The organism is Streptomyces sp. NPDC096105, from assembly GCF_044763335.1.
GTDB lineage: Bacteria > Actinomycetota > Actinomycetes > Streptomycetales > Streptomycetaceae > Streptomyces.
In genome coordinates this window covers 440,710-467,496 of the sequence record NZ_JBIWGC010000003.1, presented here as the reverse complement: position 1 = coordinate 467,496, position 26,787 = coordinate 440,710, and the positions used below count along the sequence as shown (strand labels likewise).

Sequence of the window (26,787 nt, the reverse complement as noted above, 5' to 3'; positions counted from 1 at the left end):
GGACCCCCGCCGGTCCCGTTCGTCGTGTGCAATTCCCCCATGGACGTGCTGGACGGCGATTACCTCGACTACATCGACGCCGACGACGAGTGGGAGGAACTCCTCTGGCTCTGGCAGAGGACGCAGGCGCCCAAAGGCTGCCGGGTGGAGCTCGTCGAAGGGATCGTCACTGTGACGCCTCTGGCCAGGGTGAGCCACCAGGTCGTCGCCGCTCGGGTGCACCGGCGGCTCTGCGCGGCCGGTCCGGCGTGGGGTGTTCACCAGTGGTGGCCGGTCGCCGTGCCGTCCCGGCTCGGGATCTACCTGCCGGACATCACCGTCGTACCGGAGGAACAGCACCACGGAGCCGAGGAAGGATGCCTGCCGGCGACGGAGGCCGCGCTCGTGGTGGAGATCGCCTCGAGAGCCACCGCCCGTGTCGACCGGACGGTCAAGGCCCGCGCCTATGCCGAGGCCGGAGTGCCGCTCTACCTCCTGCTCGACGGCCTGGCCCCGGGCGGACCCCGGGGCACGCTCCACGGTGCGCCGGAGAAGGGCGCCTACCGCGTGCTGAGCAGTGTCGCGTTCGGCGAGCCCGTCGAGCTTCCCGCCCCCTTCGACCTGGTCATCGACACCGCCGAGTTCCCGGAGGCCTGATCACCCCAGCACCGCCGCCACCGTCACCAGGACCGGGACCGACAGGGCCGTCGAGACGAGGACGGCCTCGCGGGCCAGTCGTTCGCCCACGCGGTAGCTGCTCGCGTAGGTGAAGATGTTCTGGGCGGCCGGGAGGGCCGAGGTGACCACCACGTCCAGCAGCTGTGCGCCGTGCAGGCCGAAGACGCCGGCCGCCAGTGCCCAGGCGGCCAGCGGCTGGACCACGGCCTTCAGGCCCACGGCCAGCAGCACCGCCCCGCGGTCGCCGCTCCGCAGCGGCAGGGTGCTGCCGCGCAGGGAGATGCCGAAGGCGAGGAGCACCGCCGGGACCGCCATGTCGCCGATCAGCCGCACCGGGTCCCACACCGGGCCGGGGATCTCCACCCCCGACGCCGCCACCGCGACCCCCGCGAGCGACCCCAGCGCGACCGGATTGCGCACGGGGGTCAGCAGCCGCCGCCACAGGGGCTGTTTCCCGCCCGCCGTGGACAGGTCCAGGACGGTCAGCGCGATCGGGGTGACCACGACGAGCTGGAACAGCAGCACCGGCGCCACCAGCGAGGCGTCGCCCAGCACGTACACGGCGATCGGGATGCCCAGGTTGCCGGAGTTGACGTAGCCGGAGCACAGGGCGCCGATGGTGGTGCGGCCCACGCCCCAGCCACGCGCGACGCCCACCGCGACGAAGACGCCCGCCACCGCGGCCGTGCTCAGCGCGGTCACCAGCAGACGGCCGGAGAAGACCACCGACAGGTCCGCGCGGGCGAGCGTGGTGAACAGCAGCGCCGGGGACGCCACGTGGAACGCCAGGGTGGTCAGCACCTCGCCGCCCTGCGCGCCGAGATCCCCCCGCCGGCCGATGACGTAGCCGACGCCGATGACGACGGCGATCACCAGGAACCCGCTCAGCACCCCCTGCACGGCGGCTCCCCGTGGCGGTGGAGGACACCGGACACCAGGGGCGGCGATGATCTGTGGCGCATACAGCCAACCCTCCGGGGAGGGCCGCGCCCGGGTCAATGTGATCCTCGGCGCCGCGCGATGAGTTACGGGCCCCCGGCCGGTCTACCGGTCGTGGACGCCATGACACCGCCCGTGCTCGTGCTCAGCGGCCCCCTCACCGCGGACGAGGTGAGCGGACCGTGCCAGGCGCTGCGCGCCCTGCTGGAGGGCGGGGGGCGCGGCGGTGTCGTGGTGTGCGACGTCGCCGGGCTGGGGCCGCCGGGACTGGCCGCCGTGAACCTGCTGGCCCGGCTGCAGCTCACCGCCCGCCGGGCCGGCGGGCGGATCCGGCTGCGCGCCCCCTCCCCGGCGCTATGCGCCCTGCTCGACCTCGTCGGTCTCCGCTTCGAGACGGAGGGGCAGCCCGAACAGCGGGAACCACCGCTGGGTGTCCAGGAAGCAGTGGAACCCGGTGATCCGGCCGTCTGAGATCTCCAGCGCCTGCACCGCCCACGGCGTGTGTCCGCCGTTCTCCGGGTCGGGCTTGTACTGCGCGAACCCGGGCAGGCCGTTGACCTCGACGGGCACCAGCCGCGAGTTCGCGCACGCGGCGCCCAGCGTCGTCATGAAGCCCGTGATGTCGTCGGCGCCGGTCAGCCACAGGTCGAACGGCGGCATCGTCATGACCGCGTCCTCGTGCAGCAGCGCGGTCAGCGCCGACATGTCGTACCCCTCGAAGGCGGCCACGTAGCGGTCGAGGAGCTTCTTCTGGTCCTCGTCCAGCGGGTCGGAGACCGCCGCGTCGGCGCCCGCCTCCCGGCGCTCGGCGAGCGTCGCCCGGGCCCGCTGCAGCGCGCTGTTGACCGACGCGACCGACGTGCCGAGCAGCTCGGCGACCTCGCTCGCCTTCCAGGCCAGCACCTCGCGCAGGATCAGCACCGCCCGCTGCCTGGCGGGCAGTTGCTGCAGCGCCGCCATGAACGCCAGCCGCACGGACTCCTTGGCGACCGCGGCCTCCGCCGGGTCGGCGGGGGTGGGCAGCACCCGGTCGTCGGGCATGGGCTCCAGCCATGTGTGGTCGGGGCGGGGGGAGAGGGCGGCCCGCGCCAGCGGCGTGGACTCCGTCAGGTCCATCGGGCGGGCGCGCTTGTTGCCCGCGGACAGCATGTCCAGGCAGACGTTGGTCGCGATGCGGTAGAGCCAGGAGCGGAGGCTGGACCGGCCCTCGAACTTGTCGAGGTTGCGCCAGGCGCGGACCATCGTGTCCTGCACCGCGTCCTCGGCCTCGAAGGCCGAGCCGAGCATCCGGTAGCAGTATCCGGTCAGCTCGACCCGGTACTGCTCCAGCGTGGCGTCCGGATCCGTCGTCACCGTGCCGTTCGTCATCTCCACCCACCCCAGGTGCCTCGTGGTGGCGCGCCGTCGCGCCCACCACCTCGGAAGCTACCGCAGCCCACTGACAACGGCCCCCGGAGTGGACGGATCCGCAGGTGAAGGGCAGGGCGGGGCCGGCCGTGCGTACGCCCCCGGGACAGCCGTCAGGCGGTGCGGACCTCCCCGGCGCGGACCGCCGCCCGGGTCCCGGCCAGGGTGATCCCCGCGACGCCCGTCACGGCCACGAGCCCGACCGCCACCGTCCCGGCCCAGCCGCCCGCGTGGAAGGCCAGCGCGCCCACCGTGCTGCCGGCGCTCGACCCGATGTAGTACGCGGACTGGTACAGCGCCGCCGCCTGCGCCCGGCCCTCCGTCGCGGTCCTGCCCACCGCCGACGACGCCACCGCGTGCCCCGCGAAGAACCCGGCCGTGATCAGCACCAGGCCCAGCAGCACCACCGGCAGCGACCCGGCCAGCGACAGCAGCAGCCCGGCCGCGGTGGTCGCGCCGCCCGCGTACAGGGCGCCCCGGCGGCCGAGCCGGCTCACCAGCCGTCCGGTCGCGGACGCCGCGACCGTGCCGACCAGGTACACCAGGAACACCGACCCCGCGACGCCCTGCGGCAGCGAGAACGGCTCCTCGGTCAGCCGGTACCCGATGACCGTGTACACGCCCCCGAACACCGTCATGAACAGCGCGCCGATCGCGAACAGCCGCCGCAGCAGCGGGTCGGCCAGGTGACGGCGGACCGTGCCGGCCAGCACGCGCGGCGCGAGCGACCCGGGCCTGAAGTGCCGCGGCGCCGGCAGCAGCAGCCGGAAGGCCGCCGCGCACGCCACCGCGACGACGCCGATCACGCCGACGGCGATCCGCCAGCCCCACTCCTGCGCGACCCATCCGGTGATCACCCGGCCGCTCATCCCGCCGACGCTGTTGCCGGCCACGAACAGCCCGATCGCGGTCACCAGCGCCTTCGGCGTGACCTCCTCCGCGAGGTACGCCGTCGCCGACGCGGGCAGCCCGGCCAGCGCCGCGCCCTGCAGCGCCCGCAGCGCCACCAGCGCCCCGAGCGACGGGGCGAACGGCACCAGCAGCCCGAGGGTCACCGCGACGGCCAGCGAGGCCGTCATCACCGTGCGCCGTCCGAACCGTTCGGACAGGGCGCTCATCGGCAGCACGAACAGCGCCAGACCGCCGGTCGCCGCCGACACCGTCCAGCTCGCGTCGCTCGCACTGACCGTGAAGTCGCCGGACACCAGCGGGAGAAGGGCCTGGGTGGAGTAGAGGAGCGCGAAGGTCGCGACGCCCGCGAGGAACAGGGCGAGACTCATCCGGCGGTAGCCGGGGCCGCCCGGGGACATCCGGGTCTCGTCGGCGGGCGGCGGGGAGGAGGGAACGGATGCGAGGGCGTCCACGCGGGTGGACGCCCCGGTACTGGCGGGAGTCATGCCTCGAACGTACGGAGGTCTTCGCTCATCCGTCCAATGCATGGAATCGCCATAATCGTTCCCATGGAGCATCAGCAGAGGTCAGCCGGTCGCCTGTCACGGACCGGTGACATACGAGACAGGGAAGAGATGGCGCGGCTGCTCGCGCCGCGCCTCGCCCACTTCGCCGGGGTGGCCCGCACCGAGCACGTCACGCGGGCCGCCCAGGAGATGCAGGTGCCGCAGTCCACCCTCTCCCGCGCCCTGGTCCGGCTGGAGGAGGACCTCGGCGTCGAGCTGTTCGCCCGGCACGGCCGCACCGTCTCCCTCACCCCGGCCGGCCGCACCTTCCTCGCCTCCGTCGACCGCGCCCTGGACGAGATCGGACGCGCCGCCGAGGAGGTCCGCGCCGACGCCGACCCCGCCACCGGCAAGGTCGCCTTCGGCTTCCTGCACACCATGGGCGCCGAGACCGTGCCCGGCCTGCTGCACGCCTTCCGCGCGGACCACCCGGGCATCCGCTTCAGCCTGGTGCAGAACCACGGCGAGGCCATGCTGGAGGGACTGCGCGCGGGCGAGCTCGACCTGTGCCTGACCTCGCCCGTGCCGTCCGCCCCGGACCTGGTGGCCCGCCGCCTCGACGAGCAGAAGCTGCGGCTGGTCGTCCCCGCCGACCACCGCCTCGCCGACCGCCGCCGGATCCGCCTGGCCGAGGCCGCCGACGAGACCTTCGTGACCCTGGAACCCGGCTACGGGCTGCGCCGCATCACCGACGACCTGTGCGCCCGGGCCGGCTTCGCGCCGCGCATCGCCTTCGAGGGCGAGGAGGCCGAGACCCTGCGCGGGCTGGTCGCGGCCGGCCTGGGCGTGGCCCTGCTGCCCCCGCCCCCCTTCCCCCGCCCCGGAGTGGCCGAACTGACGGTGACCGCCCCCAGGGCGGCCCGCGAGATCGGCGTGGCCTGGCCGGCGGGCCGCCCGGACACGCCCCCGGTGGCGGCGTTCAAGAAGTTCCTGCTGTCGAAGCGGGGGAGCCTGCTGCCGGGGTAGCGGGGGCGGCCTCAGTGCCGTAACGACTTCCCGAACCCCGCCGCCAGCGGCATCCGCAGCCCCAGCGGCGGGGGTGCCGCCAGCGCGTCCTGCACCGGGCGGGAGAAGGCCCGCCCGAACAGCGCGCCCACCACGAAGTCCTCGGCGAGCGACAGCACTTCCTCGCGGTACTGGCTCAACCCGTGGCCGTCCGCGTGCACTTCGAAGCGGCACACCTCACGGTTGGCCTTCTTCGCCCGTGCCGCCAGCCGGAAGGACAGTTCGGGGTCGGTCCGCGCGTCGTTCGTGCCGTGCACGATCAGCACCTGCCGGCCGGCGAGCTGCCTCACCGGTTCGGCCGGGGCCGTCCCGTCCTCCTCCGGCAGCCAGGGGGCCAGCGCCACCACGGAGGTGACGGCCTCGTGGCCCGCCGCGCGCAGCGCCGCCCTGCCGCCCATGCCGAGGCCCGCCAGGCAGACGGGCACGTCCCCGTAGCGCCGCAGGGCCTCGTCGGCGGCCCAGGCGGCGTCGTGCGCGAGGTGCGCCTCGTCGCCGTTCCAGCCGCGGTAGCGGTAGTGGACGGCGTGGACGGCGAGATGCCGGTCCCGTCCCGCGCGGGCCAGCCGGCGCCCCAGACCGCGTACGGAGACCGCCGCCATCGGCGACGGTCTGCGGGCGGAGGCCTCCTCCCCGTTCGGGAGCAGCAGCACCACCCCGTTCACCGTGGCCGGCTCCGCGCCGAGCGCCCTCCCCAGCCGGGCCGTGCGCACCGGCGTCGCTTGCTGTGCCATGGCAGAACATTCTCAGAAGACAGGGTGTACGCGACCCGTCCGTGCGGTCACCTTTCCGTATCGGCACCTTCGCGCGCCGGGCGATCTACGCGCGTAGGAGTTATGGTGCGGACATGACGAGCCAGACCATCGCGAACGCTCCGACCGCGGACCAGATCCGCCGGGCGCCCAAGGTTCTGCTGCACGACCACCTCGACGGCGGACTGCGCCCCGGCACCGTCGTCGACCTGGCCCGGGAGACGGGCTACACCGACCTGCCCCACACCGACCCCGACAAGCTCGCCCTGTGGTTCCACCAGGCCGCCGACTCCGGCTCCCTGGAGCGGTACCTGGAGACGTTCTCGCACACCGTCGGCGTCATGCAGACCCGCGACGCGCTCGTCCGGGTCGCCGCCGAGTGCGCCGAGGACCTCGCCGAGGACGGCGTCGTCTACGCGGAGGTGCGCTACGCGCCCGAGCAGCACCTCGACGGCGGGCTGACCCTGGAGGAGGTCGTCGAGGCCGTCGACGAGGGCTTCCGCCAGGGCGAGCGGCGGGCCCGGGAGAACGGCCACCGCATCCGCGTCGGCGCCCTGCTCACCGCGATGCGGCACGCCGCCCGCGCCCTGGAGATCGCCGAACTCGCCAACCGCTACCGCGACCTGGGCGTCGTCGGCTTCGACATCGCGGGCGCCGAGGCCGGCTACCCGCCCACCCGGCACCTCGACGCCTTCGAGTACCTGAAGCGGGAGAACAACCACTTCACGATCCACGCCGGCGAGGCGTTCGGGCTGCCGTCGATCTGGCAGGCGCTCCAGTGGTGCGGCGCGGACCGGCTCGGGCACGGGGTGCGGATCATCGACGACATCCGGGTGCGCGACGACGGCACCGTGGAGCTCGGCCGGCTCGCCGCCTACGTCCGCGACAAGCGCGTCCCGCTGGAGCTGTGCCCCAGCTCCAACCTCCAGACCGGCGCCGCCGCCTCGTACGCCGAGCACCCGATCGGACTGCTGCGCCGGCTGCACTTCCGGGCCACGGTGAACACCGACAACCGGCTGATGTCCCACACCAGCATGAGCCGCGAGTTCGAGCACCTGGTCGAGGCTTTCGGATACACGCTCGGCGACATGCAGTGGTTCACCGTCAATGCGATGAAGTCCGCGTTCATTCCTTTCGATGAACGGCTGGCGATGATCAATGACGTGATCAAGCCCGGATACGCAGGGCTGAAATCCGAATGGCTGTTCCGTCAGACCGCTTCCACCAGCGGTTCCTCCCCCACGGACGGCTGAAAAGCGCGTCACCGGGAAAGGTGAACGCGCAACGCTTTCACCGTCCGTCCGTATTTCGATGTTTGCGGCGGGCGGGGATGCCTGATTACGGTCACAGCACCGCTCACATCCCCGTATCCCATTTCGAGGACGTCTTTCATGAAGCAGTCTGCTGTCAAGACCCTCGGTGTCGCCGCTCTCGGTGCCGCCTTCGCCGCCGCCGGTGCGGGCGCCGCCCAGGCGGCCCCGGCCCTGCCGGACGCCCCGGGGCTGGACACCGTCACCCGGGCCGTGCCGGCGGACCAGGTGTCCAGCGCGCTGCCGGGCCCGGCCGAGGCGCTGTCGACGGGCCAGGACGCGGCCGGCAAGGGCCTCGGGACCGCCAAGCCGGTCGCCGACGAACTGGGCTCCAAGGTCCCGGGCGCCGGTCTCCTCGGCGGTCTGCCGCTGAACCAGCTGCCGACCCAGGGCCTCAACGTCAACGGCGTCCCGGTGGGCGGCGGCCGCTGACCTCCCCGGTCGACGACGGGCCGATGGGGCGCACCCGGAAACGGGCCGCGCCCCATCGGCGTGCTCGGAGGCGCACGGCCCCGCGCGAGACCTCAGGGAGATGATGCCGCGCAGGGACCGGGCGGACGGCGCGCGGCGCCTCGGGGGTGAGGGCGCCGCGCGGCCGCCCTACCAGGCCGTGCGGGCCTTGTCCTCCGAGGGCAACAGGATCCACAGCGCCAGGTACAGCAGGAACTGCGGGCCCGGGAGCAGGCACGAGACCAGGAACACGACACGCATCGTCTTCGCGGAGGTGCCGAACCGCCGGGCCAGTGCGGCGCAGACACCGCCGATCATCCGGCCGTCGGTCGGGCGGGCGAGGCTGCTCATCGCGACTCCTTCGTGAACGGTGCGAGGCCTCCTGTCCGGCTGCCTCCGTACCTCCACGTTACGGAGACGAAGGGGGCAAAGCGTCACTCCACGGGGCGATCCCGACCCTGGGAATCGTCGGGGTCCGTCCCTGAGGGGCCTCCTCCCGCAGGACGGCCCCGTCCGCCCCGGGGACCACCCGGCGGCGCAGCCGGGCACGTCCCGCGGGCACCACGGCGGCGTGGGCGAGCGCGGCGCCCGCCGTGTTCAGCAGCAGCGAGTCGACGTCCACCACCTGGCCCGGCACCGCGGTCTGCAGCAGTTCCACGGCCAGCGACACCAGGGCGACCGCGGCCACGGTGCGGATCAGCGAGCCCAGCCGGGACACGGCCAGCCGGCCCCCGGCCATCGGCAGCAGCACGCCCAGCGGCGCGAGCAGCGCCATCGACTCCCCGGTCCGGCGCAGCCCCGTCGCCCAGCCCCGCGCGAAGTCGGCCCGGATCCCGTCCAGCGGCCGCAGATTGGCGGGCATCACCCACGGAACGTCCAGGGGGCGCAGCGTGTACCAGGCGACGAACGCCAGATGCGCGGCCAGGAGGACGCCTCCGGTCACACGGATACGGGATGCGGCGGTGCCGCCGATGAAGCCTTGACGCTGCACGACCCCCAAGACGCGGCATGCGCCTCGGCCGGTTCCGGGACGTCACCCGTTCAACGGCCGAGGCCTGCACCACATCGCGGCGCCGCCCCTCCGGGCGCCCGCCGGGTCAGCCTCCGACGGCCTCCGCGGAGGGCGGCTTCCCGGCCGCCGGACGGGCCCGTACGTCGTCCGTGCACCGGTAGCGGCGCGGCGTCGCGTCGTCGGGGCCGCCCAGGATCACCGAGCCGTCGCCCTCGGCCGCGGCCGAGTCGGAGAAGGTGCACACGATCTGCGCGAGCGCCGTGGCCGACAGCCCGGCGGGCGGCGCGCTCAGCCGCAGCGTGTCCTCCGGGTCGCCGGCCCGCGGCCCGGTCACGGTCGTCCCGGGCCGTACCCGCGTGGTGTAGCCGGCCTCCCGTTCGGCGGCCGTCGGCTCCCGCGTCAGCTCGTCCATCAGGCCCTGCGCGACCAGCACCCGGCGCGCGTCCGTGGCGCCGTCCCCCACCCGCACCGCCCGGTCCACGGCCACCAGCGACGGCCCGCACACCAGGAACACCTGCACCGCCAGCCCGCCCGCGGCCCGGCCGGACCCTTCCGGCTCGCCCAGCGAGCAGCGCACCCGCGAGGGCGCCGGACCGAAGTCGGTCGGCACCTCCGTGGCCCGGATGCCGCAGCCGGACAGCAGCGCGCCCAGCACCGCGACCCCCACGACGGCCGGCGGGGCCGCCTTCCGTCGTCCTCTCATCAGGCGTCCCCCTCGGCGCCCTCGGTCCCGGCGTCGCCGGCCTTCTCCCCGGATCCGGCGGCGGACACGTCCCGCGGCAGCCGCAGGGTGAACACGGCGCCGCCCTCGGGCGAGTTGACCGCCGTGATCTCGCCGCCGTGGATGTGCGCGTTCTCCAGCGCGATGGACAGGCCCAGACCGCTGCCCTCGGAGCGCGGCCGGGAGGCGCTGGCCTTGTAGAAGCGGTCGAAGACGTGCGGCAGGACCTCCTCCGGGATGCCCGGCCCGTGGTCCCGCACCTGGATGACGACCGTGCCGTCCGCCGCGTCCGCCCCCTCGGCGCCCTCGGCGCCCTCGGCGGGCTCCTCCCGCACGGACACCCGTACCGGCGAACCGCCGTGCTTGAGCGCGTTGCCGATCAGGTTGGCGAGGATGACGTCCAGCCGGCGCGGGTCGAGCCGGGCGTGGATGCCGCGCTCGGCGTCCAGTTCCACCGCGTCCAGCCAGGCCCGTGCGTCGATGCAGGCGGTGATCTGGTCGGCGACGTCGACGTCGTCGAGGACCAGCCGGGCGGTGCCCGCGTCGAAGCGGGTGACCTCCATCAGGTTCTCCACCAGGTTGTTCAGCCGCCGCGTCTCGCTCACGACCAGCCGCACCGCGGGCTGGATCATCGGGTCGATGCCGCCGCCCTCGAACTCCAGCTCCTCCTCGAGGACCTCGGTGACCGCGGTGATCGCGGTCAGCGGGGTGCGCAGCTCGTGGCTCATGTCCGCGACGAACCTGCGGGACGCCTCGTCCCGCGCCGCCATGTCCGCGACCCGCTTCTCCAGTGCCTCGGCGGCCTTGTTGAACGTCCGTGAGAGATCGGCCAGTTCGTCGGTGCCCGACACCCTCAGCCGGGTGTCCAGCTTCCCCTCCCCGAGCCGCCGCGCGGCGGTCCCCAGCCGCTGCACCGGCTTCAGCACGGTCGTCGCGGCGGCGTGCGCGAGGAGGGCGGAACCTATCAGCGCCAGACCGGTGGCGATCCCCAGCGACCAGGCCAGCGAGCTCAGGTCCTTCGCCTCCGGCTCCAGCGACTTCAGCATGTAGCCGGTGGTCCCGCCGCCGATCACCTTGGTCCCGGCCACCAGGTACGGGGTGCCGTCCTCGACGATCCGCTGCCAGTACAGGCGGTGCGGGTACGCGTTGCCGGACGTGACCTTCTGCCGCTCGGTCACCGCCTCGCGCAGCGACTCCGGCACATCGCCCAGCGAGAAGCCGTTCAGCCCGCCCGAACTGCCGTACACCGTCTGGCCCTCGGGGTTCTCGGCGACGAGCAGCACGGTGAAGCGCTGGCTGCTGTTGGCCATCTGCCCGGCCGTGCGCTGCAGTTCGTCCTGTGCGGGGTGCTCGGGCAGCGAGCCCGCGCGGTTCTGCATCTCCTTCTCGAAGTCGCGCAGCACCGCGTCCTGCGTGCGGGTCAGCACCGACTCGCGGTTCAGCCAGTACGCGATCCCGGACGCGGACACGGCGGCGGTCAGCGCGACCAGGCCGAACACGACGACCAGCCGCAGGCGCAGGCTCGTGAAGCGCAGCCGCGACCAGACTCCCTTGCGCGCCGCGGACCAGCCGCGGCTCTCCCCCTGGTGCTCCTGTGTCACTGAGGCGGATCCAGCCGGTAGCCGACACCGCGGACGGTGCGGATCAGCGTCGGGGACGACGGCACGTCCTCGACCTTGGCCCGCAGCCGCTGGACGCACGCGTCCACCAGACGCGAGTCGCCGAGGTAGTCGTGTTCCCACACCAGCCGCAGCAACTGCTGGCGGGACAGCGCCTGTCCGGGCCGCCGGCTCAGCTCCAGCAGCAGCCGCAGCTCGGTCGGTGTGAGCTGGAGGTCCTCGCCGTTCTTCGTCACCGTCATCGCCGCGCGGTCGATGACCAGGCTGCCGAAGCTCGCCGAGTCGCTGGACTCGCGTTCCCCGCGCCGCAGCACCGCACGGATCCGGGCGTCCAGCACCCGGCCCTGCACGGGCTTGACCACGTAGTCGTCGGCGCCGGACTCCAGGCCGACCACGACGTCGATGTCGTCGCTGCGCGCGGTGAGCAGGATGATCGGCAGCTGGTCCGTGCGCCGGATGCGACGGCACACCTCGAAGCCGTCGATGCCGGGCAGCATCACGTCCAGCACGATCAAGTCCGGCCGGTGCTCGCGCAGCAGCTTCAGACCGTCCTCACCACTGGCAGCGGTCGCCACGCGGTGACCCTGGCGCGTCAGTGAGAGCTCCAGGGCCGTGCGGATGGCGTCGTCGTCCTCGATCAGCAACAGGGAAGGCACGGGCTCATTCTGGCCCATGGAGGGCTTCCTGTTCGACCCGTGCGCCGGGCACGCCCCTTGGGTCCGATACGTGCCGTTTCGCGTCCCGTGAGCGGTGAAGGAAGTGTGCGGTCACGGCGGCCGGCCCCTGTGACACGTCTGTGACAGTCGGCGGACACGGCCATGAAAGTGGCGCGGCAAGCTTTTGCACAGCACAACGGCAGGCAGAACACCGGAAGTCCACGACGGGAGGCGCGAGATGAACACGCTGCACGGCACCAGCACCAGCGCAGTGGTCACGCGTCTGCACGACGTGCACCGGGGTTCCGAGAAGTCCGGCGCCGCGGGCATGCGGGGGTGCGCTCGCGGCGCCGGGCGTCAGCACACCGCGATCATGACGGTGGTTGACGCGTCCACGGGGGACACCGACGGGGGAAGCGCGTACAGGGAGGAACCGGGGGAGCGCCGCTCGGTGAGCGAGGCGGAGTTCACCGCCTACGTCCAGGAGCGCCGCGCCTCCCTGTACGCCACCGCCTACCACCTGACCGGTGACCGCTTCGAGGCCGAGGACCTGCTGCAGAGCGCGCTGTTCTCGACCTACCGGGCGTGGGACCGGATCAGCGACAAGGCGGCGGTCGGCGGATACCTCCGCCGCACCATGACCAACCTGCACATCAGCGCGTGGCGCCGCCGCAAGCTGAACGAGTACCCGACCGAGGAGCTGCCGGAGACGGCCGGCGACACGGACGCGATGCGCGGCACCGAGCTGCGCGCCGTGCTGTGGCAGGCGCTGGCCCGGCTTCCCGAACTCCAGCGCACCATGCTGGTCCTGCGCTACTACGAGGGCCGCACGGACCCGGAGATCGCGGACATCCTCAACATCAGTGTCGGCACGGTGAAGTCCAGCATCTGGCGGTCGCTCCGCCGGCTGCGCGAGGACGAGGTCCTCAGCTTCGGCCGTGACGAGGAGAACGCCTTCGGGGAGCTCGTCGCCTGAAGGCCCGGGGGACCAGGGGGGACCCAGGGGGACCGGGGGCGTGAAACGGGGGAACCGCCAGGACGTCGGGGGGCGTCCGCGCGGTGAACGGGGGATCGGGGGATCCGGGGGGAACGAGGAGGGGGGAACAAGGGGGGGCACCACGGGGGGGGTGCGGAAACAGCGGGACTGCGAAGGGCCGGGGGGCCCGTCACGCGGTCCCGCTTTTTCGTGTCGTGCTGCCTGGGCCGAAGCGCGTCCCGCGGCCGCTCAGGGGGTGCCCGTCGGCGCCGGACGTCCGGCGACCGCCGCGGCGGCCAGCCGGCTCAGCGCCTCCTCGCGGTCGCAGGCGTACGCGCCCAGCGCCGTCTGGCGGGCGATGATCGACCGCTCGAGGCGCATCAGCCGCCAGCCGCGCCGCAGCAGGAACGGCACCGACTTGCGGCCCTCCTTCAGGTCCCGCAGGAAGCGCCGCCGGAACGTCCGCACCGGACCACGGTTCAGGCACAGCGCGTCGGCCAGCAGACCCAGCTCCCGGCAGCGCTCCACGATCTCCGCGGCGAAGATGCCCTCGGCGATGAACAGCGGCGTCCCGCCGATGTCCACGGTCGTCTCACCGGTGCGCGCGCTCAGCGAGATGTCGTACACCGGGATCTGCGCGCTGCCCGTCCTGCACAGCCGCTCGATCGCGGCGACCGCGGTGTCCGCGTCCCAGGAGGCGGGGTCGTCCCAGTCGATGTCGCAGGTGCCCGCCACCAGCGGCAGCGTCGGGTCGTCGCCCTCCTTGTAGAAGTCGTCCAGGCGCAGCACCGGGAGACCGGAGCGGGCCGATACGAGGGACTTGCCGGAGCCGGAGGGGCCGCAGAGCAGCACGACTCGCGCGGATATGGGCGACTGGGAACTCACAGGACACCAGTGTGAGGCATCGCGCGGGCGGCGTACGACCCGGCGGCCCGACTTTGAAGCGCGCGTCACCTCTCCACTACGCTGCGCGTCGGACCGTTGACCCTGCGAAGTCAAGAGGTGGCACAGCGATGGCCCGACACAAGGCACCCAGGACGTCCGCCGTCCGGCGGGGTACGGCCGTTCTCGCGGCGGCCGGGGTGGCGCTCGGCGTCGGGGCGGCGGCCGCGTCCGCCGCCGAGGCGCGGCTGCTGCCCGACGACGCCGGCCAGGTCGTGGGGACGGTCGCGGACCTCAAGCCCAACCCGCTCGCGGGCACCGGCGTGGACCCGCTCGACAACGGCGTCGCGACGCAGGTCGCCGACTTCCGCGCGGTGGACTCGCGCGAGGTCACCGGCCCGGTCGCCCAGGCGGAGTCGGTGGACGGCATCCCGGGGGTGGCCCTGGCCACGGACGCGCTCGGGAGCTGACCGGGCGCGCGCAGGACACGGCGGAGCGCCGTGCCCCTCCCGGGCGGAGGAGGGGCACGGCGCTCCCGCTGTGCGGGCCGGGGCGCGGCTCAGTAGGCGGAGCCGGACGCGCCCAGCGAGCCCGTCGGGTGCCAGACCGTCTTGGTCTCCAGGAAGGCCGTCATGCGGTCCGTGCCGGGTGCCGCCGCCCAGTCGTCCACAGGCTGTGGACGCAGGACGCGCTTCAGGTTGTCCGCCGCCGCGACCTCCAGCTCCTTCGCCAGCACCTCGTCGGCGCCCGCGAGGTCGATCGCGTTGACGTCCTGGTGCGCGGCGAGCGGCGCGGCGATCTCCGCCGTACGGCCGGAGAGGATGTTGACCACACCGCCGGGCAGGTCGGAGGTGGCCAGCACCTCGCCGAGCGAGAGCGCCGGAAGCGGGTGCTTCTCGCTCGCGACCACCACCGCCGTGTTGCCCGTCGCGATCACCGGGGCGACCACGGAGACCAGGCCCAGGAACGACGACTCCCGCGGGGCCAGGACGGCGACCACGCCGGTCGGCTCCGGGGAGGACAGGTTGAAGAACGGGCCCGCGACCGGGTTGCCGCCGCCCACCACCTGGGCGATCTTGTCGGTCCAGCCGGCGTACCAGACCCAGCGGTCGATCGCCGCGTCCACCTGCGCCGCGGCCTTCGCCTTCGCCAGGCCCTCGGCCTCGCCGACCTCCCGGACGTACTGCTCCCGGCGGCCCTCCAGCATCTCCGCGATCCGGTACAGGATCTGGCCGCGGTTGTACGCCGTCGCGCCGGACCAGGCGCCGAACGCCTTGCGGGCCGCGACCACCGCGTCACGGGCGTCCTTGCGGGACGACTGCGGTGCGTTGGCCAGCCACTTGCCCTTGGCGTCAGTCACCTCGTACACCCGGCCGCTCTCGGAACGCGGGAACTTCCCGCCGACGTACAGCTTGTAGGTCTTGAAGACGGAGAGGCGCTCGTTCTTCTCGGTCTTCTCGTTCTTGTCAGACATCGAGGTACGCCTCCAGGCCGTGGCGGCCGCCCTCGCGGCCGAAGCCCGACTCCTTGTAACCGCCGAACGGCGAGGTCGGGTCGAACTTGTTGAACGTGTTGGACCAGATCACGCCCGCGCGGAGCTTGTTCGCCACCGCCAGGATCCGCGAACCCTTCTCGGTCCAGATGCCCGCCGACAGGCCGTACGGGGTGTTGTTGGCCTTGGCGACCGCCTCGTCCGGCGTGCGGAACGTCAAGACGGACAGGACCGGGCCGAAGATCTCGTCGCGGGCGATGGTGTGCGCCTGGGTGACGTTCGTGAAGAGCGTCGGGGCGAACCAGTAGCCGCTCTCCGGCAGTTCGCAGGCCGGGGACCAGCGCTCGGCGCCCTCCGCCTCGCCCTGCTCCGCCAGCGCGGTGATCCGCGCCAGCTGCTCCGCGGAGTTGATCGCGCCGATGTCGGTGTTCTTGTCCAGCGGGTCGCCGAGGCGCAGCGTGGACAGCCGGCGCTTCAGGGAGGCCAGCAGCTCGTCGTGGACCGACTCCTGGACCAGCAGGCGCGAGCCCGCGCAGCAGACCTGGCCCTGGTTGAAGAAGATGCCGTTGACGATGCCCTCGACCGCCTGGTCGATCGGCGCGTCGTCGAAGACGATGTTGGCGCCCTTGCCGCCCAGTTCCAGGGTCAGCTTCTTGCGGGTGCCCGCGACCGTGCGCGCGATCTCCTTGCCGACGGCGGTCGAGCCGGTGAAGGCGACCTTGTTCACGTCCGGGTGGGCGACCAGCGCGGCTCCGGCGCGGCCGTCACCGGTGACGATGTTGACGACGCCCCTCGGCAGACCCGCCTGACGGCAGATGTCCGCGAAGAACAGGGCGGAGAGGGGGGTGGTCTCGGCGGGCTTCAGTACGACGGTGTTGCCTGTCGCGAGCGCCGGGGCGATCTTCCAGGCCAGCATCAGCAGCGGGAAGTTCCAGGGGATGACCTGACCGGCCACGCCGAGAGGCCGCGGGTTCGCGCCGTAGCCGGCGTGCTCCAGCTTGTCGGCCCAGCCCGCGTAGTAGAAGAAGTGCGCGGCGACCAGCGGGAGGTCCGCGTCGCGGGTCTCCTTGATCGGCTTGCCGTTGTCCAGCGTCTCCAGGACGGCCAGCTCGCGGCTGCGCTCCTGGATGAGGCGGGCGATGCGGAAGAGGTACTTCGCGCGCTCGGAGCCGGGCAGCGCGGACCACTTCTCGAACGCCCTGCGGGCGGCCTTCACGGCCCGGTCGACGTCTTCCTCCGTGGCCTCGGCGACCTCGGAGAGCACCTCCTCGGTGGAGGGGGAGACGGTCTTGAAGACCTTGCCGCCGGCCGCCTCGGTGAACTCGCCGTCGATGAACAGGCCGTAGGACGGGGCGATGTCGACGACCGAGCGGGACTCGGGCGCCGGGGCGTAGTCGAAAACAGGTGCCATGGTGATCAGTCCACCGTCACGTAGTCGGGGCCGGAGTAGCGGCCGGTGGCCAGCTTCTGACGCTGCAGCAGCAGGTCGTTCAGCAGCGAGGAGGCGCCGAAGCGGAACCAGTGGTTGTCCAGCCAGTCCTCGCCCGCGGTCTCGTTGACCAGGACCAGGAACTTGATCGCGTCCTTGCTGGTGCGGATGCCGCCGGCCGGCTTCACACCGACCTGGACGCCGGTCTGCGCGCGGAAGTCGCGCACCGCCTCCAGCATCAGGAGGGTGTTCGCCGGGGTCGCGTTCACCGCGACCTTGCCGGTCGAGGTCTTGATGAAGTCCGCCCCGGCCAGCATGCCGAGCCAGCTCGCGCGGCGGATGTTGTCGTACGTCGACAGCTCGCCGGTCTCGAAGATGACCTTCAGGCGGGCGTCCGTCCCGCAGGCCTCCTTCACGGCGGTGATCTCGTCGTACACCTTCCCGTAGTTCCCCGCGAGGAACGCGCCGCGGTCGATGACCATGTCGATCTCGTCCGCGCCGGCGGCGACGGCCTCACGGACGTCCGCCAGCTTCACGGAGATCGCGGCGCGTCCGGCCGGGAACGCGGTGGCGACGGAGGCGACCTTGACGCCGGAGCCGGCGACGGCCTCCTTCGCCGTGGCCACCATGTCGGGGTAGACGCAGACCGCGGCCGTGGCGGGCGTGGTGCGGTCGGTCGGGTCGGGGCGGACCGCCTTCGCGCCGAGCGCCCGGACCTTGCCCGGGGTGTCCGCGCCTTCCAGCGTCGTCAGGTCGACCATCGAGATGGCGAGGTCGATGGCGTACGCCTTCGCGGTCGTCTTGATCGAGCGGGTGCCGAGGGAGGCGGCACGCGCCTCCAGGCCGACCGCGTCGACGCCGGGCAGCCCGTGGAGGAAACGGCGCAGCGTGCTGTCGGACGCGGTGACGTCGCTCAGAGCGTGGGGTGCAGTGGTGGGCATGGTCACCAGACGAGCATATCTACGCGCGTAGCGGCTGTACAGCCCCGGACCGGGATCCGGGGTGCGGGCCGGGGCAGGGGTCCCGGGCGGGGGCGGAGCGGAGGAGTGCCTTCGGGCCGGGTGCGGCAGTCGTGCAGAATCGGGGGCATGACGACCCCCGACCCGTCGCGCGGACCGGAGCCGGAGCCCACGAAGCCCGCCGGGACCGCGACGACCCAGTACAAGGACCGCGTCTACCGCTCGCCCGCAGGCGTCGTCGGTGGCGTGCTGGTGCTCGCCATCATCGGCTGGCTCGGCATCGACGCGGTCGTCGTCGGCGAGGGCCGCACCCCGTGGCTCGCCCTCGCCGTCATGCTCTTCCTCGTCCCCCTGGTCTTCGCGTACACCGTGCGGCCCGCGGTCTTCGTCAACGACGACCGGCTGCGCGTCCGCAACCCGCTGCGGCTGATCGAGCTGCCGTGGGGGCGGGTCGCCTCGCTGCGGTCCGGGTTCTCCAACGAGGTCGTCGACGACTCCGGCACGAAGTACCAGCTGTGGGCGCTGCCCGTCTCCCTGCGGGCCCGCAGCAAGGCCGCGCGGCAGGAGTCGCGGGCGGCCGCGCGGGCCGCGCGCGCCGAGGCGGGGCAGGGGAGCGGAGGCCGTGGCGGTCGTGGCGGCCGCGCGGGCCTCGGGGGTGCGGTGGGCGCCGCCGATCTGGGCGCGGGTGCCGCCGTGGCCGCGGGCGGACCCCGGCGGGCCGAGACCGACCAGGCCATGGACGAGCTGCGTGAGCTGCACGAGCGGCGGCAGGAGGAGGCGGGCGCGCAGGGGGAGGTCACCGTGCGGTGGGCCTACGAGATCATCGCGCCCGCCGCGGCGGGGGCCGTGCTGCTGGGTGTGCTGTGGGGGCTGGGCTGACGTTTCGTCGCGGTGCGTCGACAGCGGGGGCGGTCTTCGGCCGCCCCCGCTGTCGTGTCCCGTGGAGGGCTGTTCCGGGGGGTGTTCTCAGATGCCTGCCGCCTGGGACAGGTCCTGCTTGATCGTGGCCAGGAGTGCTGCCGCCTTGGCACGGGCCTCGGGGAGGTCCGCCTTGGTGGCCACCGGGACCACCACCTCCAGGTAGCACTTCAGCTTCGGCTCCGTGCCGCTGGGGCGGACGACCACCCGCGCGCCGTCCAGCGTGTAGCGGAGGCCGTCCGTCGGCGGCAGCTTCTCCGTGCCCTCGGTGAGGTCCTCGGCCTTCGTGATGCGCAGGCCCGCCAGCTCCGCGGGGGGCTGCTCGCGCAGGCGGCGCATCGCGGCGGCGATCAGGCCGAGGTCCTGCACGCGGACGCTGAGCTGGTCCGTGGCGTGCAGGCCGTGCTCCACGGCGAGGTCGTCGAGGAGGTCGAGGAGCGTGCGGTTCCCGGCCTTGAGCTCGGACGCCAGTTCCGTGAGGAGGAGGGCCGCGGTGATGCCGTCCTTGTCGCGTACGCCGTCCGGGTCCACGCAGTAGCCGAGGGCCTCCTCGTAGCCGTAGCGCAGGCCGTCGACGCGGGCGATCCACTTGAAGCCGGTCAGGGTCTCCTCGTAGGGGAGGCCCGCCTTCTCGGCGATGCGGCCGAGCAGGCTGGAGGAGACGATCGACTCCGCGAAGGCGCCGGTCGCGCCGCGGCGGACCAGGTGGGCGGCGAGGAGCGCGCCGACCTCGTCGCCGCGGAGCATGCGCCAGGCGTCGCCGTCCTTGACGGCGGCGGCGCAGCGGTCGGCGTCCGGGTCGTTGGCGATGACCAGGTCGGGGTTGGTCTCGCGGGCCTTCGCGAAGGCCAGGTCCATCGCGCCGGGCTCCTCCGGGTTGGGGAACGCGACGGTCGGGAAGTCCGGGTCGGGGTCGGCCTGCTCGGTGACGAGGTCCGGGGCGGGGAAGCCGGCACGGGCGAAGGCGGCGAGGAGGACGTCCTTGCCCACGCCGTGCATGGCGGTGTAGACGGTGCGGGCGGTGCGGGGGGAGCCCTGGGAGAGGACGGCGTCCGTGCGGGCGAGGTAGGCGTCCAGGACGGTGTCGTCGAGGGTCTCCCAGCCGGTGGCGGGGCGGGGGACGGTGGTGAGGGAGGCGACTGCCTCGATCTCCGCGGCGATCTCCGCGTCCGCCGGGGGGACGATCTGGGAGCCGTCGCCCAGGTACACCTTGTAGCCGTTGTCGCGGGGCGGGTTGTGGCTGGCGGTGACCTCCACACCGGCGACCGCGCCGAGGTGCCGGATGGCGAAGGCGAGGACGGGGGTGGGGAGGGGGCGGGGGAGGACGGCGGCGCGGAGGCCGGCGCCGGTCATGACGGCGGCGGTGTCCTCGGCGAAGGTCCGCGACTTGTGGCGGGCGTCGTAGCCGATGACGACGAGGCCGTCGGTGTGGTCGTGCTTCTTGAGGTACGCGGCGAGGCCGGCGGCGGCGCGGATGACCACGGAGCGGTTCATGCGGAGGGGGCCGGCGCCGAGCTCGCCGCGGAGGCCGGCGGTGCCGAACTGGAGGGTGCCGGCGAAGCGGGCGGTGAGTTCGGCGTGGTCGCCGGAGTCGATGAGGCGGGCGAGTTCCTCGCGGGTGTCCGGGTCGGGGTCCTCGGCGAGCCATGCCTGGGCCTGTGCGATGAGCGCGTCGTGTTCCACGGTCGGGTCGGCCTCTCTCGGTGGTCGTGTCGTCAGGGTGCCCGCGGGGGCGGGAGTTCTGCCCGGTGGGGGCTGGGGTCCCGTGCCTGCGGCGCAGTGTTCTGTTCGGTGGGGGCGGGCGCAGCGCCCGCGGTCGGTGGGTGGTGCGGGGCCGCGGTGGGGGCGGTCGTCCCCGGTCCGGCGCGAGAGTGCGTCTCGGTCGGTGAAGGGCGCGGACGCGCCGGCCGCTGCGGGCGCCCGCCCCCACCCCGTCCCCTCCCCGCCGCAGGGGGCTGCATCCCGCCCACGCCGGGTGCCCCGTCTCGCCGTACGCGGCTACCGCCCGGCAGTCCGGGGAGCGCTCCTCGCCCACCGCGGGCAGTCGTGCCTCCCCGGTGCCTCAAGGGCCTGGGAGGTGCCCCCGGGGCGGCACGGTGGTACCCCCTCTGGGGGATGCGCCCCGTTGGCGCCGGGTTGCGCCGACACCCCCCCGGCCCGCGCCCACGCCGGGCGTCGCTGCGGCCCACCCGCGCCGAAGGCACCCGCACCCCGAGCCGCACAGCCCCGCTGACAAGCAGCCGCGCTGCGAGCAGGTGGGTTACAAGCGCCCCAGCACCTGGGTGAGGAGCGCGCCCATGCGTGTCGCGCTGTCGCGGCCCGCCTGGAGGACCTCCTCGTGGTTGAGGGGCTCGCCCGTCATCCCCGCGGCCAGGTTGGTCACCAGGGAGATGCCGAGGACCTCCGCGCCGGCCTCGCGCGCGGCGATGGCCTCCAGGACCGTGGACATGCCGACCAGGTCCGCCCCGATGACGCGGGCCATGCGGATCTCCGCGGGCGTCTCGTAGTGCGGGCCGGGGAACTGGGCGTAGACGCCCTCCTCCAGGGAGGGGTCGATCTCCTTGCACAGGGCGCGCAGGCGCGGGGAGTACAGGTCGGTGAGGTCCACGAAGTTCGCGCCCACGATCGGCGAGGTCGCCGTCAGGTTGATGTGGTCGCTGATCAGGACCGGCTGCCCGGGGCGCATCCCCTCGCGGAGCCCCCCGCAGCCGTTGGTCAGCACGATCGTCTTCGCGCCCGCCGCGACCGCCGTGCGGACGCCGTGCGCGACGGCGGCCACCCCGCGGCCCTCGTAGTAGTGGGTGCGGCCCAGGAAGACCAGGGCACGCTTCGCGCCCACGCGGTAGGAGCGGATCTTGCCTCCGTGGCCTTCGACCGCCGGCGGCGGGAAGCCGGGCAGCTCGGTGACCGGGTGCTCGGCCTCGGGGGTGCCGAGCGCGTCCACGGCCGGGGCCCACCCGGAGCCCATCACGAGGGCGACGTCGTGGGTCTCGGCGCCTGTGAGTTCGCGCAGACGGACTGCGGCGGCGTCGGCTGCGGCGTACGGGTCGCCCTGGATGTCGTCCGGAAGAAGAGAAGCGTTCACGTCGACGAGGGTAGCCGCAATTCGCCTACGCGCGTAGATGTGGGAAGTGACGGGATGGCGATCGTTGTCTTGTCGTTTCCCTCAGCAGGGACGCTTGCGGAGCTCCATCACATAGTCGTGGGGCGCCCCCGCGGACTCCGCCGCGTCGGCGATCTCGCCCAGGTAGCGGGCCGAGGGCAGGCCGCCCTCGTAGGAGTTCAGGACGTAGGCCCAGGCGCCCTCTTCGCCGTCCAGGGTGTGCGCGCGGACCCGGGTGCGGCGGTAGATGCCCAGGCCCGTCCCCTCCCAGCGGTCCAGGGACTCCTCGTCCATGGGTGCGATCTCGTAGAGGGAGACGAAGACCTGGGAGAGCGGGTCCTCCACCAGGGTGGCCAGCGCGCCCTCCCAGCCCATGTGCTCGCCGCCGAACGTCAGCCGCCAGCCGTTGAGCCAGCCGGTGGCCCGCAGCGGGGAGTGCGGGGCGCGGCGGGACATCAGCCGTGCGTCGAGGTTGCCGGCGTAGGCGGCGTAGAGCGACATGGGGGGAAGGGTACGGCAGGGGATGCCGGGGCCGGGGTGACCGAGGGGGAACACCCCCGGGCGGTCGCACGGTGAAGCGTGCGGGACAATGGAGTACGTGACTCGGATCGTGATCATCGGTGGCGGACCCGGCGGATACGAAGCGGCGCTGGTCGCCGCGCAGCTCGGCGCGGAGGTGACCGTCGTCGACTGCGACGGCCTGGGCGGGGCGTCGGTGCTGACCGACTGCGTGCCGTCCAAGACCCTGATCGCCACGGCCGAGGTGATGACCACCTTCGACTCCTCCTACGAGGAGCTGGGGATCATCGTCGCCGACGACACCCCGCCGCTGGAGCAGTCCGCCCGGGTGGTCGGCGTGGACCTGGGGAAGGTCAACCGGCGCGTGAAGCGGCTCGCGCTGGCGCAGTCGCACGACATCACCGCCTCCGTGACGCGCGCCGGCGCACGGGTGATGCGCGGGCGCGGGCGGCTGGACGGGATGCAGGCGCTCGACGGGTCGCGCAAGGTCGTCGTGACCGCCGCCGACGGCACCGAGGAGACGCTCACCGCGGACGCCGTGCTGATCGCGACCGGCGGTCATCCGCGTGAGCTGCCGGACGCGCAGCCCGACGGCGAGCGGATCCTGAACTGGACCCAGGTGTACGACCTCGACGAGCTTCCCGAGGAGCTCATCGTGGTCGGTTCGGGTGTCACGGGCGCCGAGTTCGCCGGCGCCTACCAGGCGCTCGGCTCCCGCGTGACGCTGGTGTCCTCGCGCGACCGCGTGCTGCCGGGCGAGGACCCGGACGCGGCGGCCGTGCTGGAGGACGTCTTCCGGCGGCGCGGCATGAACGTCATGGCCCGCTCGCGGGCGCAGTCCGCCAAACGGGTCGGGGACCGGGTCGAGGTGACGCTGGCGGACGGCCGGGTCATCACCGGCACGCACTGTCTGATGGCGGTCGGCGCCGTCCCCAACTCCGCGGGCATGGGCCTGGAGGAGGCCGGGGTGCGGCTGCGGGAGTCGGGCCACATCTGGACCGACAAGGTGTCGCGGACCACGGCCCCGGGCGTGTACGCGGCGGGTGACGTCACCGGTGTCTTCGCGCTCGCCTCGGTGGCCGCCATGCAGGGGCGGATCGCCATGTACCACTTCCTGGGGGACGCGGTCGCGCCGCTCAACCTGAAGACGGTCTCCTCCAATGTCTTCACCGATCCCGAGATCGCCACCGTCGGGTACACGCAGGCCGACGTGGACGGCGGGAAGATCGACGCGCGCGTGGTGAAGCTGCCGCTGCTGCGCAACCCGCGCGCCAAGATGCAGGGCATCCGCGACGGCTTCGTCAAGATCTTCTGCCGGCCGGGCACCGGCATCGTGGTGGGCGGTGTCGTCGTGGCGCCGCGCGCCTCGGAACTCATCCACCCCATCTCGGTCGCGGTCGACAACAACCTGACCGTCGAACAGATCGCGAACGCCTTCACCGTGTACCCGTCGCTGTCGGGCTCGATCGCCGAGGTCGCGCGGCAGCTGCACACGCGGAAGGCGGACGGCGAGGGCTGACCCGGCCCTATACCACTTGCCGTGGGGCCGTGCGAACAACTTCTGCTATTCAGCGCAAACTGCTGAAAGCAGACGGTCGCCGGCGTTACTGTCAGTTTCGTGTTCGCTGCAGAACGTCGCCAATTGATCCTCGAAATGGTGCGAGCGAACGGAGCCGTGTCGCTCCGTGAGCTCGCCCGCGTCGTCCAGACCTCCGAAGTGACCGTACGGCGGGACGTGCGCGCGCTGGAGGCAGAAGGACTCCTCGACCGCCGGCACGGCGGTGCGGTACTGCCGGGCGGTTTCACACGCGAGTCCGGCTTCCCGCAGAAGTCGCACCTCGCCACCGCCGAGAAGACCGCCATCGCCGACCTCGCCGCGAGCTTCGTGGAGGAGGGCGAGGCCATCGTGGTCGGCGCGGGCACCACCACGCAGGAGCTGGCCCGCCGGCTGGCCCGGGTGCCCGGGCTGACGGTCGTCACCAACTCCCTGCTGGTCGCCCAGGCGCTCGCCCACGCCAACCGGGTCGAGGTCGTGATGACCGGCGGCACGCTGCGCGGTTCGAACTACGCCCTCGTCGGCAGCGGCGCCGAACAGTCCCTGCAGGGGCTGCGGGTCTCCCGGGCCTTCCTCTCGGGCAGCGGCCTGACCGCCGAGCGCGGGCTGTCCACGTCCAACATGCTGTCGGCGTCCGTCGACCGGGCGCTGGTGCAGGCTGCGGCCGAGGTGGTGGTCCTCGCCGACCACACCAAGCTCGGCACGGACACCATGTTCCAGACCGTGCCGACCGACCTGATCACCCGGCTGGTGACCGACGAGCCGCCCGCGCACGACGACCGCGCGGCGACCGAGCTCCAGGCGCTGGCCGACCAGGGCGTGCAGATCGCCGTCGCGGGGGCGCCGGGGGGAAACGGCGGCGCGGGACATGACGGACCGCCGTCGGGGCGGCAGCGCCGTGACGTCCCGCTGCCCGGCCCCCGACGGCAGGCGCCCGGACTGCGTACGGCGGTGGGGCTGGGCGCCGCGTCCGACCAGGGGCAGGGCGCCGAGCGGGCGGCCCGGGTGGCGGACCTGCGGCGGCGCTGACCGGGTTCGCCGGTACGACAGCGCCCGGCGTCCCCTCGCAGGAGGAGCGCCGGGCGCTGCGGTGTCGGCGGGGGTCAGTCCTTGATCTCGCAGATCGCGGCGCCGGAGGTGACCGAGCCGCCGACCTCCGCGGTCAGGCCCTTGACGGTGCCGGAGCGGTGGGCGTTGATGGGCTGCTCCATCTTCATCGCCTCCAGGACGACGACCAGGTCGCCCTCCTGCACCTCCTGGCCCTCCTCGACCGCGACCTTGACGATCGTGCCCTGCATCGGGGAGGCGAGGGTGTCACCGGAGGCCGCCGGGCCCGACTTGCGGGCGGCACGGCGCTTGGGCTTGGCGCCGGCGGCCAGACCCGTGCGCGCCAGGCTCATGCCGAGCGACGCGGGCAGGGAGACCTCCAGACGCTTGCCGCCGACCTCGACGACGACCGTCTCGCGGCCCGCCTCCTCCTCGGCGTCCGCGTCCGCGGGCGAGGCGAAGGGCTTGATGTCGTTGACGAACTCGGTCTCGATCCAGCGCGTGTGCACCGTGAACGGCTCGCTGGAGCCGGTCAGTTCGGGGGCGAACGCCGGGTCCTTCACCACCGCGCGGTGGAACGGGATGGCCGTGGCCATGCCCTCGACCGTGAACTCCTCCAGCGCACGGGAGGCGCGCTCCAGCGCCTCCTTGCGGGTGCGGCCGGTGACGATCAGCTTGGCCAGCAGGGAGTCCCACGCCGGGCCGATCACGCTGCCGGACTCCACGCCCGCGTCCAGACGCACGCCCGGGCCGGACGGCGGGGCGAAGACGGAGACGGTGCCGGGAGCCGGCAGGAAGTTCCGGCCCGGGTCCTCGCCGTTGATGCGGAACTCGAAGGAGTGGCCGCGCAGCACCGGGTCGTCGTAGCCGAGCTCCTCGCCGTCGGCGATGCGGAACATCTCGCGCACCAGGTCGACGCCGGCGACCTCCTCGGTCACCGGGTGCTCCACCTGGAGGCGGGTGTTGACCTCGAGGAAGGAGATCGTGCCGTCGTTGCCGACGAGGAACTCCACGGTGCCCGCGCCGACGTAGCCGGCCTCCTTGAGGATGGCCTTGGACGCGCGGTACAGCTCCTCGACCTGGGCGTCGGTGAGGAACGGCGCGGGGGCCTCCTCGACCAGCTTCTGGTGGCGGCGCTGCAGCGAGCAGTCACGGGTGGAGACCACCACCACGTTGCCGTGCTGGTCGGCCAGGCACTGGGTCTCCACGTGGCGCGGCTTGTCGAGGTAGCGCTCGACGAAGCACTCGCCGCGGCCGAAGGCGGCGACCGCCTCGCGGACGGCCGAGTCGTAGAGCTCGGGGACCTCTTCCAGGGTGCGGGCGACCTTCAGGCCGCGCCCGCCGCCGCCGAACGCGGCCTTGATGGCGATCGGCAGGCCGTGCTCCTCGGCGAACGCGACGACCTCGTCCGCGCCGCTCACCGGGTCGGGCGTGCCCGCGACCAGCGGGGCGCCCGCGCGCTGCGCGATGTGCCGGGCGGCGACCTTGTCGCCGAGGTCGCGGATGGCCTGCGGGGGCGGGCCGATCCAGATCAGGCCCGCGTCCAGCACCGCCTGGGCGAAGTCGGCGTTCTCCGAGAGGAAGCCGTAGCCGGGGTGGATCGCGTCGGCCCCCGACTCCCGCGCGGCCTTCAGCACCTTGTCCATGTCCAGGTAGCTGGTGGCCGGAGTGTCACCGCCCAGGGCGAACGCCTCATCCGCGGCGCGGACATGCAGAGCGTCCCGGTCCGGGTCGGCGTAGACGGCAACGCTCGCGATTCCGGCATCCCGGCAGGCCCGGGCCACGCGGACAGCGATTTCGCCACGGTTGGCGATGAGCACCTTGCGCACGATTGAGGCTCCCTCCTTGAAACAAGCCGAGTTTAGGGACTGCCGACACGGCACTTCGACCCGTCCCCAGTGGTGAGCTTGCCCACACGGAGCGTG

Annotated in this window: 26 protein-coding genes and 1 pseudogene; 10 read left to right on the top strand and 17 right to left on the bottom strand. The window is 73.2% G+C overall.

Annotation, left to right across the window (positions count from 1 at the left end):
* Nucleotides 1-39 precede the first annotated feature (39 nt).
* Nucleotides 40-636: a Uma2 family endonuclease gene (locus ACIQ8B_RS07665; protein WP_403545997.1), complete on the top strand. Its 597-nt coding sequence runs from the start codon at nt 40-42 to the stop codon at nt 634-636.
* On the opposite strand, the gene ACIQ8B_RS07660 is transcribed toward ACIQ8B_RS07665, so the two are convergent.
* The gene (locus tag ACIQ8B_RS07660; RefSeq protein WP_403545995.1) at nt 637-1,557 is read right to left on the bottom strand and encodes an AEC family transporter; all 921 of its coding nucleotides are present in this window, start codon (nt 1,555-1,557) and stop codon (nt 637-639) included.
* Nucleotides 1,558-1,719: 162 nt separating this feature from the next.
* On the opposite strand from ACIQ8B_RS07660, the gene ACIQ8B_RS07655 reads away from it, so the two are divergent.
* Complete coding sequence (locus ACIQ8B_RS07655) at nt 1,720-2,067, top strand: STAS domain-containing protein (RefSeq protein ID WP_403545993.1); 348 nt, start codon at nt 1,720-1,722, stop codon at nt 2,065-2,067.
* Here the strand turns inward: ACIQ8B_RS07655 and ACIQ8B_RS07650 are convergent.
* Nucleotides 1,951-2,964 carry a sigma-70 family RNA polymerase sigma factor gene (locus ACIQ8B_RS07650; protein ID WP_106416272.1) on the bottom strand — a complete coding sequence of 338 codons (1,014 nt, stop codon included), beginning with the start codon at nt 2,962-2,964 and terminating at the stop codon, nt 1,951-1,953. The genes ACIQ8B_RS07655 and ACIQ8B_RS07650 overlap by 117 nt on opposite strands.
* Nucleotides 2,965-3,116: 152 nt before the next feature.
* A complete protein-coding gene (locus ACIQ8B_RS07645; protein WP_403545991.1) occupies nt 3,117-4,400 on the bottom strand; it encodes an MFS transporter in 1,284 nt (427 codons plus the stop codon).
* Between the two features lie 63 nt (nt 4,401-4,463).
* Here ACIQ8B_RS07645 and ACIQ8B_RS07640 point away from each other — a divergent pair, with 63 nt between their 5' ends.
* Nucleotides 4,464-5,426, top strand: coding sequence for a LysR substrate-binding domain-containing protein (locus tag ACIQ8B_RS07640; RefSeq protein WP_403545989.1), 963 nt, complete (start codon nt 4,464-4,466; stop codon nt 5,424-5,426).
* A gap of 11 nt (nt 5,427-5,437) precedes the next feature.
* On the opposite strand, the gene ACIQ8B_RS07635 is transcribed toward ACIQ8B_RS07640, so the two are convergent.
* Nucleotides 5,438-6,196 carry an alpha/beta hydrolase gene (locus ACIQ8B_RS07635; RefSeq protein ID WP_403545987.1) on the bottom strand — a complete coding sequence of 253 codons (759 nt, stop codon included), beginning with the start codon at nt 6,194-6,196 and terminating at the stop codon, nt 5,438-5,440.
* 113 nt (nt 6,197-6,309) lie between these two features.
* Here ACIQ8B_RS07635 and ACIQ8B_RS07630 point away from each other — a divergent pair, with 113 nt between their 5' ends.
* Together ACIQ8B_RS07630 and ACIQ8B_RS07625 are read left to right on the top strand one after the other, a co-directional pair.
* A complete protein-coding gene (locus ACIQ8B_RS07630; RefSeq protein ID WP_403545985.1) occupies nt 6,310-7,467 on the top strand; it encodes an adenosine deaminase in 1,158 nt (385 codons plus the stop codon).
* Nucleotides 7,468-7,605: 138 nt separating this feature from the next.
* The gene (locus tag ACIQ8B_RS07625) at nt 7,606-7,956 is read left to right on the top strand and encodes an ATP-binding protein (RefSeq protein ID WP_403545983.1); all 351 of its coding nucleotides are present in this window, start codon (nt 7,606-7,608) and stop codon (nt 7,954-7,956) included.
* 168 nt (nt 7,957-8,124) lie between these two features.
* Here the strand turns inward: ACIQ8B_RS07625 and ACIQ8B_RS07620 are convergent, their stop codons facing one another.
* The 5 genes from ACIQ8B_RS07620 to afsQ1 all read right to left on the bottom strand — a co-directional run bounded on the left by ACIQ8B_RS07620 (nt 8,125) and on the right by afsQ1 (nt 11,982).
* Nucleotides 8,125-8,325: a PspC domain-containing protein gene (locus ACIQ8B_RS07620; RefSeq protein WP_290011387.1), complete on the bottom strand. Its 201-nt coding sequence runs from the start codon at nt 8,323-8,325 to the stop codon at nt 8,125-8,127.
* A 58-nt stretch (nt 8,326-8,383) separates the two neighbouring features.
* Nucleotides 8,384-8,965, bottom strand: coding sequence for a VanZ family protein (locus ACIQ8B_RS07615; RefSeq protein ID WP_403545981.1), 582 nt, complete (start codon nt 8,963-8,965; stop codon nt 8,384-8,386).
* A 106-nt stretch (nt 8,966-9,071) separates the two neighbouring features.
* On the bottom strand, nt 9,072-9,689 hold the full coding sequence (locus ACIQ8B_RS07610; RefSeq protein ID WP_403545979.1) for a hypothetical protein: 618 nt from the start codon (nt 9,687-9,689) through the stop codon (nt 9,072-9,074).
* Entirely contained in the window at nt 9,689-11,308 is a 1,620-nt protein-coding gene (locus tag ACIQ8B_RS07605) for an ATP-binding protein (RefSeq protein WP_403545977.1), read from the bottom strand. Before ACIQ8B_RS07605 ends, ACIQ8B_RS07610 begins: the two co-directional genes overlap by 1 nt.
* A complete protein-coding gene (gene afsQ1, locus ACIQ8B_RS07600; protein WP_106416271.1) occupies nt 11,305-11,982 on the bottom strand; it encodes a two-component system response regulator AfsQ1 in 678 nt (225 codons plus the stop codon). Before afsQ1 ends, ACIQ8B_RS07605 begins: the two co-directional genes overlap by 4 nt.
* A gap of 238 nt (nt 11,983-12,220) precedes the next feature.
* Between afsQ1 and ACIQ8B_RS07595 the strand changes: the two genes are divergently transcribed.
* The gene (locus ACIQ8B_RS07595) at nt 12,221-12,958 is read left to right on the top strand and encodes a SigE family RNA polymerase sigma factor (RefSeq protein ID WP_128127398.1); all 738 of its coding nucleotides are present in this window, start codon (nt 12,221-12,223) and stop codon (nt 12,956-12,958) included.
* 249 nt (nt 12,959-13,207) lie between these two features.
* Here the strand turns inward: ACIQ8B_RS07595 and ACIQ8B_RS07590 are convergent, their stop codons facing one another.
* Complete coding sequence (locus tag ACIQ8B_RS07590; protein WP_290011392.1) at nt 13,208-13,912, bottom strand: uridine kinase; 705 nt, start codon at nt 13,910-13,912, stop codon at nt 13,208-13,210.
* A 59-nt stretch (nt 13,913-13,971) separates the two neighbouring features.
* Here ACIQ8B_RS07590 and ACIQ8B_RS07585 point away from each other — a divergent pair, with 59 nt between their 5' ends.
* Entirely contained in the window at nt 13,972-14,310 is a 339-nt protein-coding gene (locus ACIQ8B_RS07585) for a hypothetical protein (protein WP_290011393.1), read from the top strand.
* Nucleotides 14,311-14,399: 89 nt separating this feature from the next.
* On the opposite strand, the gene ACIQ8B_RS07580 is transcribed toward ACIQ8B_RS07585, so the two are convergent.
* The 3 genes from ACIQ8B_RS07580 to deoC are packed head-to-tail and all read right to left on the bottom strand — an operon-like array spanning nt 14,400 to nt 17,702.
* Entirely contained in the window at nt 14,400-15,314 is a 915-nt protein-coding gene (locus tag ACIQ8B_RS07580) for an aldehyde dehydrogenase family protein (RefSeq protein WP_290011394.1), read from the bottom strand.
* Nucleotides 15,307-16,743: an aldehyde dehydrogenase family protein gene (locus ACIQ8B_RS07575; protein ID WP_403545973.1), complete on the bottom strand. Its 1,437-nt coding sequence runs from the start codon at nt 16,741-16,743 to the stop codon at nt 15,307-15,309. Before ACIQ8B_RS07575 ends, ACIQ8B_RS07580 begins: the two co-directional genes overlap by 8 nt.
* Nucleotides 16,744-16,748: 5 nt before the next feature.
* A complete protein-coding gene (gene deoC, locus ACIQ8B_RS07570; protein ID WP_290011408.1) occupies nt 16,749-17,702 on the bottom strand; it encodes a deoxyribose-phosphate aldolase in 954 nt (317 codons plus the stop codon).
* 147 nt (nt 17,703-17,849) lie between these two features.
* On the opposite strand from deoC, the gene ACIQ8B_RS07565 reads away from it, so the two are divergent.
* Complete coding sequence (locus ACIQ8B_RS07565) at nt 17,850-18,599, top strand: PH domain-containing protein (protein WP_403545971.1); 750 nt, start codon at nt 17,850-17,852, stop codon at nt 18,597-18,599.
* 87 nt (nt 18,600-18,686) lie between these two features.
* Here the strand turns inward: ACIQ8B_RS07565 and ACIQ8B_RS07560 are convergent, their stop codons facing one another.
* From ACIQ8B_RS07560 to ACIQ8B_RS07550, 3 genes are all read right to left on the bottom strand, one after another.
* Nucleotides 18,687-20,321 (bottom strand): phospho-sugar mutase, encoded by a 1,635-nt coding sequence (locus tag ACIQ8B_RS07560; protein WP_403545969.1) that lies wholly within the window; start codon nt 20,319-20,321, stop codon nt 18,687-18,689.
* 577 nt (nt 20,322-20,898) lie between these two features.
* Entirely contained in the window at nt 20,899-21,723 is an 825-nt protein-coding gene (locus ACIQ8B_RS07555) for a purine-nucleoside phosphorylase (RefSeq protein ID WP_403545967.1), read from the bottom strand.
* Between the two features lie 81 nt (nt 21,724-21,804).
* The gene (locus ACIQ8B_RS07550) at nt 21,805-22,242 is read right to left on the bottom strand and encodes a gamma-glutamylcyclotransferase (protein ID WP_403545965.1); all 438 of its coding nucleotides are present in this window, start codon (nt 22,240-22,242) and stop codon (nt 21,805-21,807) included.
* 82 nt (nt 22,243-22,324) lie between these two features.
* On the opposite strand from ACIQ8B_RS07550, the pseudogene ACIQ8B_RS07545 reads away from it, so the two are divergent.
* Both ACIQ8B_RS07545 and ACIQ8B_RS07540 read left to right on the top strand, forming a co-directional pair.
* Nucleotides 22,325-23,779 (top strand): annotated as a pseudogene (locus ACIQ8B_RS07545) (NAD(P)H-quinone dehydrogenase); the annotation flags it as partial.
* Nucleotides 23,780-23,878: 99 nt separating this feature from the next.
* Nucleotides 23,879-24,844, top strand: coding sequence for a DeoR/GlpR family DNA-binding transcription regulator (locus ACIQ8B_RS07540; RefSeq protein ID WP_290011400.1), 966 nt, complete (start codon nt 23,879-23,881; stop codon nt 24,842-24,844).
* A 74-nt stretch (nt 24,845-24,918) separates the two neighbouring features.
* Here ACIQ8B_RS07540 and ACIQ8B_RS07535 read toward each other — a convergent pair whose 3' ends face one another.
* Nucleotides 24,919-26,691, bottom strand: a complete 1,773-nt coding sequence (locus tag ACIQ8B_RS07535; protein WP_290011401.1) for a biotin carboxylase N-terminal domain-containing protein — start codon at nt 26,689-26,691, stop codon at nt 24,919-24,921.
* Between the last annotated feature and the right edge of the window lie 96 nt (nt 26,692-26,787).

Coding starts and splice junctions, on each gene's coding strand:
- ACIQ8B_RS07665 (WP_403545997.1), top strand. CDS start 40: ATGGACGTGCTGGACGGCGATTACCTCGACTACATCGACGCCGACGAC.
- ACIQ8B_RS07655 (WP_403545993.1), top strand. CDS start 1,720: ATGACACCGCCCGTGCTCGTGCTCAGCGGCCCCCTCACCGCGGACGAG.
- ACIQ8B_RS07650 (WP_106416272.1), bottom strand. CDS start 2,964: ATGACGAACGGCACGGTGACGACGGATCCGGACGCCACGCTGGAGCAG.
- ACIQ8B_RS07645 (WP_403545991.1), bottom strand. CDS start 4,400: ATGACTCCCGCCAGTACCGGGGCGTCCACCCGCGTGGACGCCCTCGCA.
- ACIQ8B_RS07640 (WP_403545989.1), top strand. CDS start 4,464: ATGGAGCATCAGCAGAGGTCAGCCGGTCGCCTGTCACGGACCGGTGAC.
- ACIQ8B_RS07635 (WP_403545987.1), bottom strand. CDS start 6,196: ATGGCACAGCAAGCGACGCCGGTGCGCACGGCCCGGCTGGGGAGGGCG.
- ACIQ8B_RS07630 (WP_403545985.1), top strand. CDS start 6,310: ATGACGAGCCAGACCATCGCGAACGCTCCGACCGCGGACCAGATCCGC.
- ACIQ8B_RS07625 (WP_403545983.1), top strand. CDS start 7,606: ATGAAGCAGTCTGCTGTCAAGACCCTCGGTGTCGCCGCTCTCGGTGCC.
- ACIQ8B_RS07620 (WP_290011387.1), bottom strand. CDS start 8,325: ATGAGCAGCCTCGCCCGCCCGACCGACGGCCGGATGATCGGCGGTGTC.
- ACIQ8B_RS07610 (WP_403545979.1), bottom strand. CDS start 9,689: ATGAGAGGACGACGGAAGGCGGCCCCGCCGGCCGTCGTGGGGGTCGCG.
- ACIQ8B_RS07595 (WP_128127398.1), top strand. CDS start 12,221: ATGAACACGCTGCACGGCACCAGCACCAGCGCAGTGGTCACGCGTCTG.
- ACIQ8B_RS07585 (WP_290011393.1), top strand. CDS start 13,972: ATGGCCCGACACAAGGCACCCAGGACGTCCGCCGTCCGGCGGGGTACG.
- ACIQ8B_RS07580 (WP_290011394.1), bottom strand. CDS start 15,314: ATGTCTGACAAGAACGAGAAGACCGAGAAGAACGAGCGCCTCTCCGTC.
- ACIQ8B_RS07575 (WP_403545973.1), bottom strand. CDS start 16,743: ATGGCACCTGTTTTCGACTACGCCCCGGCGCCCGAGTCCCGCTCGGTC.
- deoC (WP_290011408.1), bottom strand. CDS start 17,702: ATGCCCACCACTGCACCCCACGCTCTGAGCGACGTCACCGCGTCCGAC.
- ACIQ8B_RS07565 (WP_403545971.1), top strand. CDS start 17,850: ATGACGACCCCCGACCCGTCGCGCGGACCGGAGCCGGAGCCCACGAAG.
- ACIQ8B_RS07550 (WP_403545965.1), bottom strand. CDS start 22,242: ATGTCGCTCTACGCCGCCTACGCCGGCAACCTCGACGCACGGCTGATG.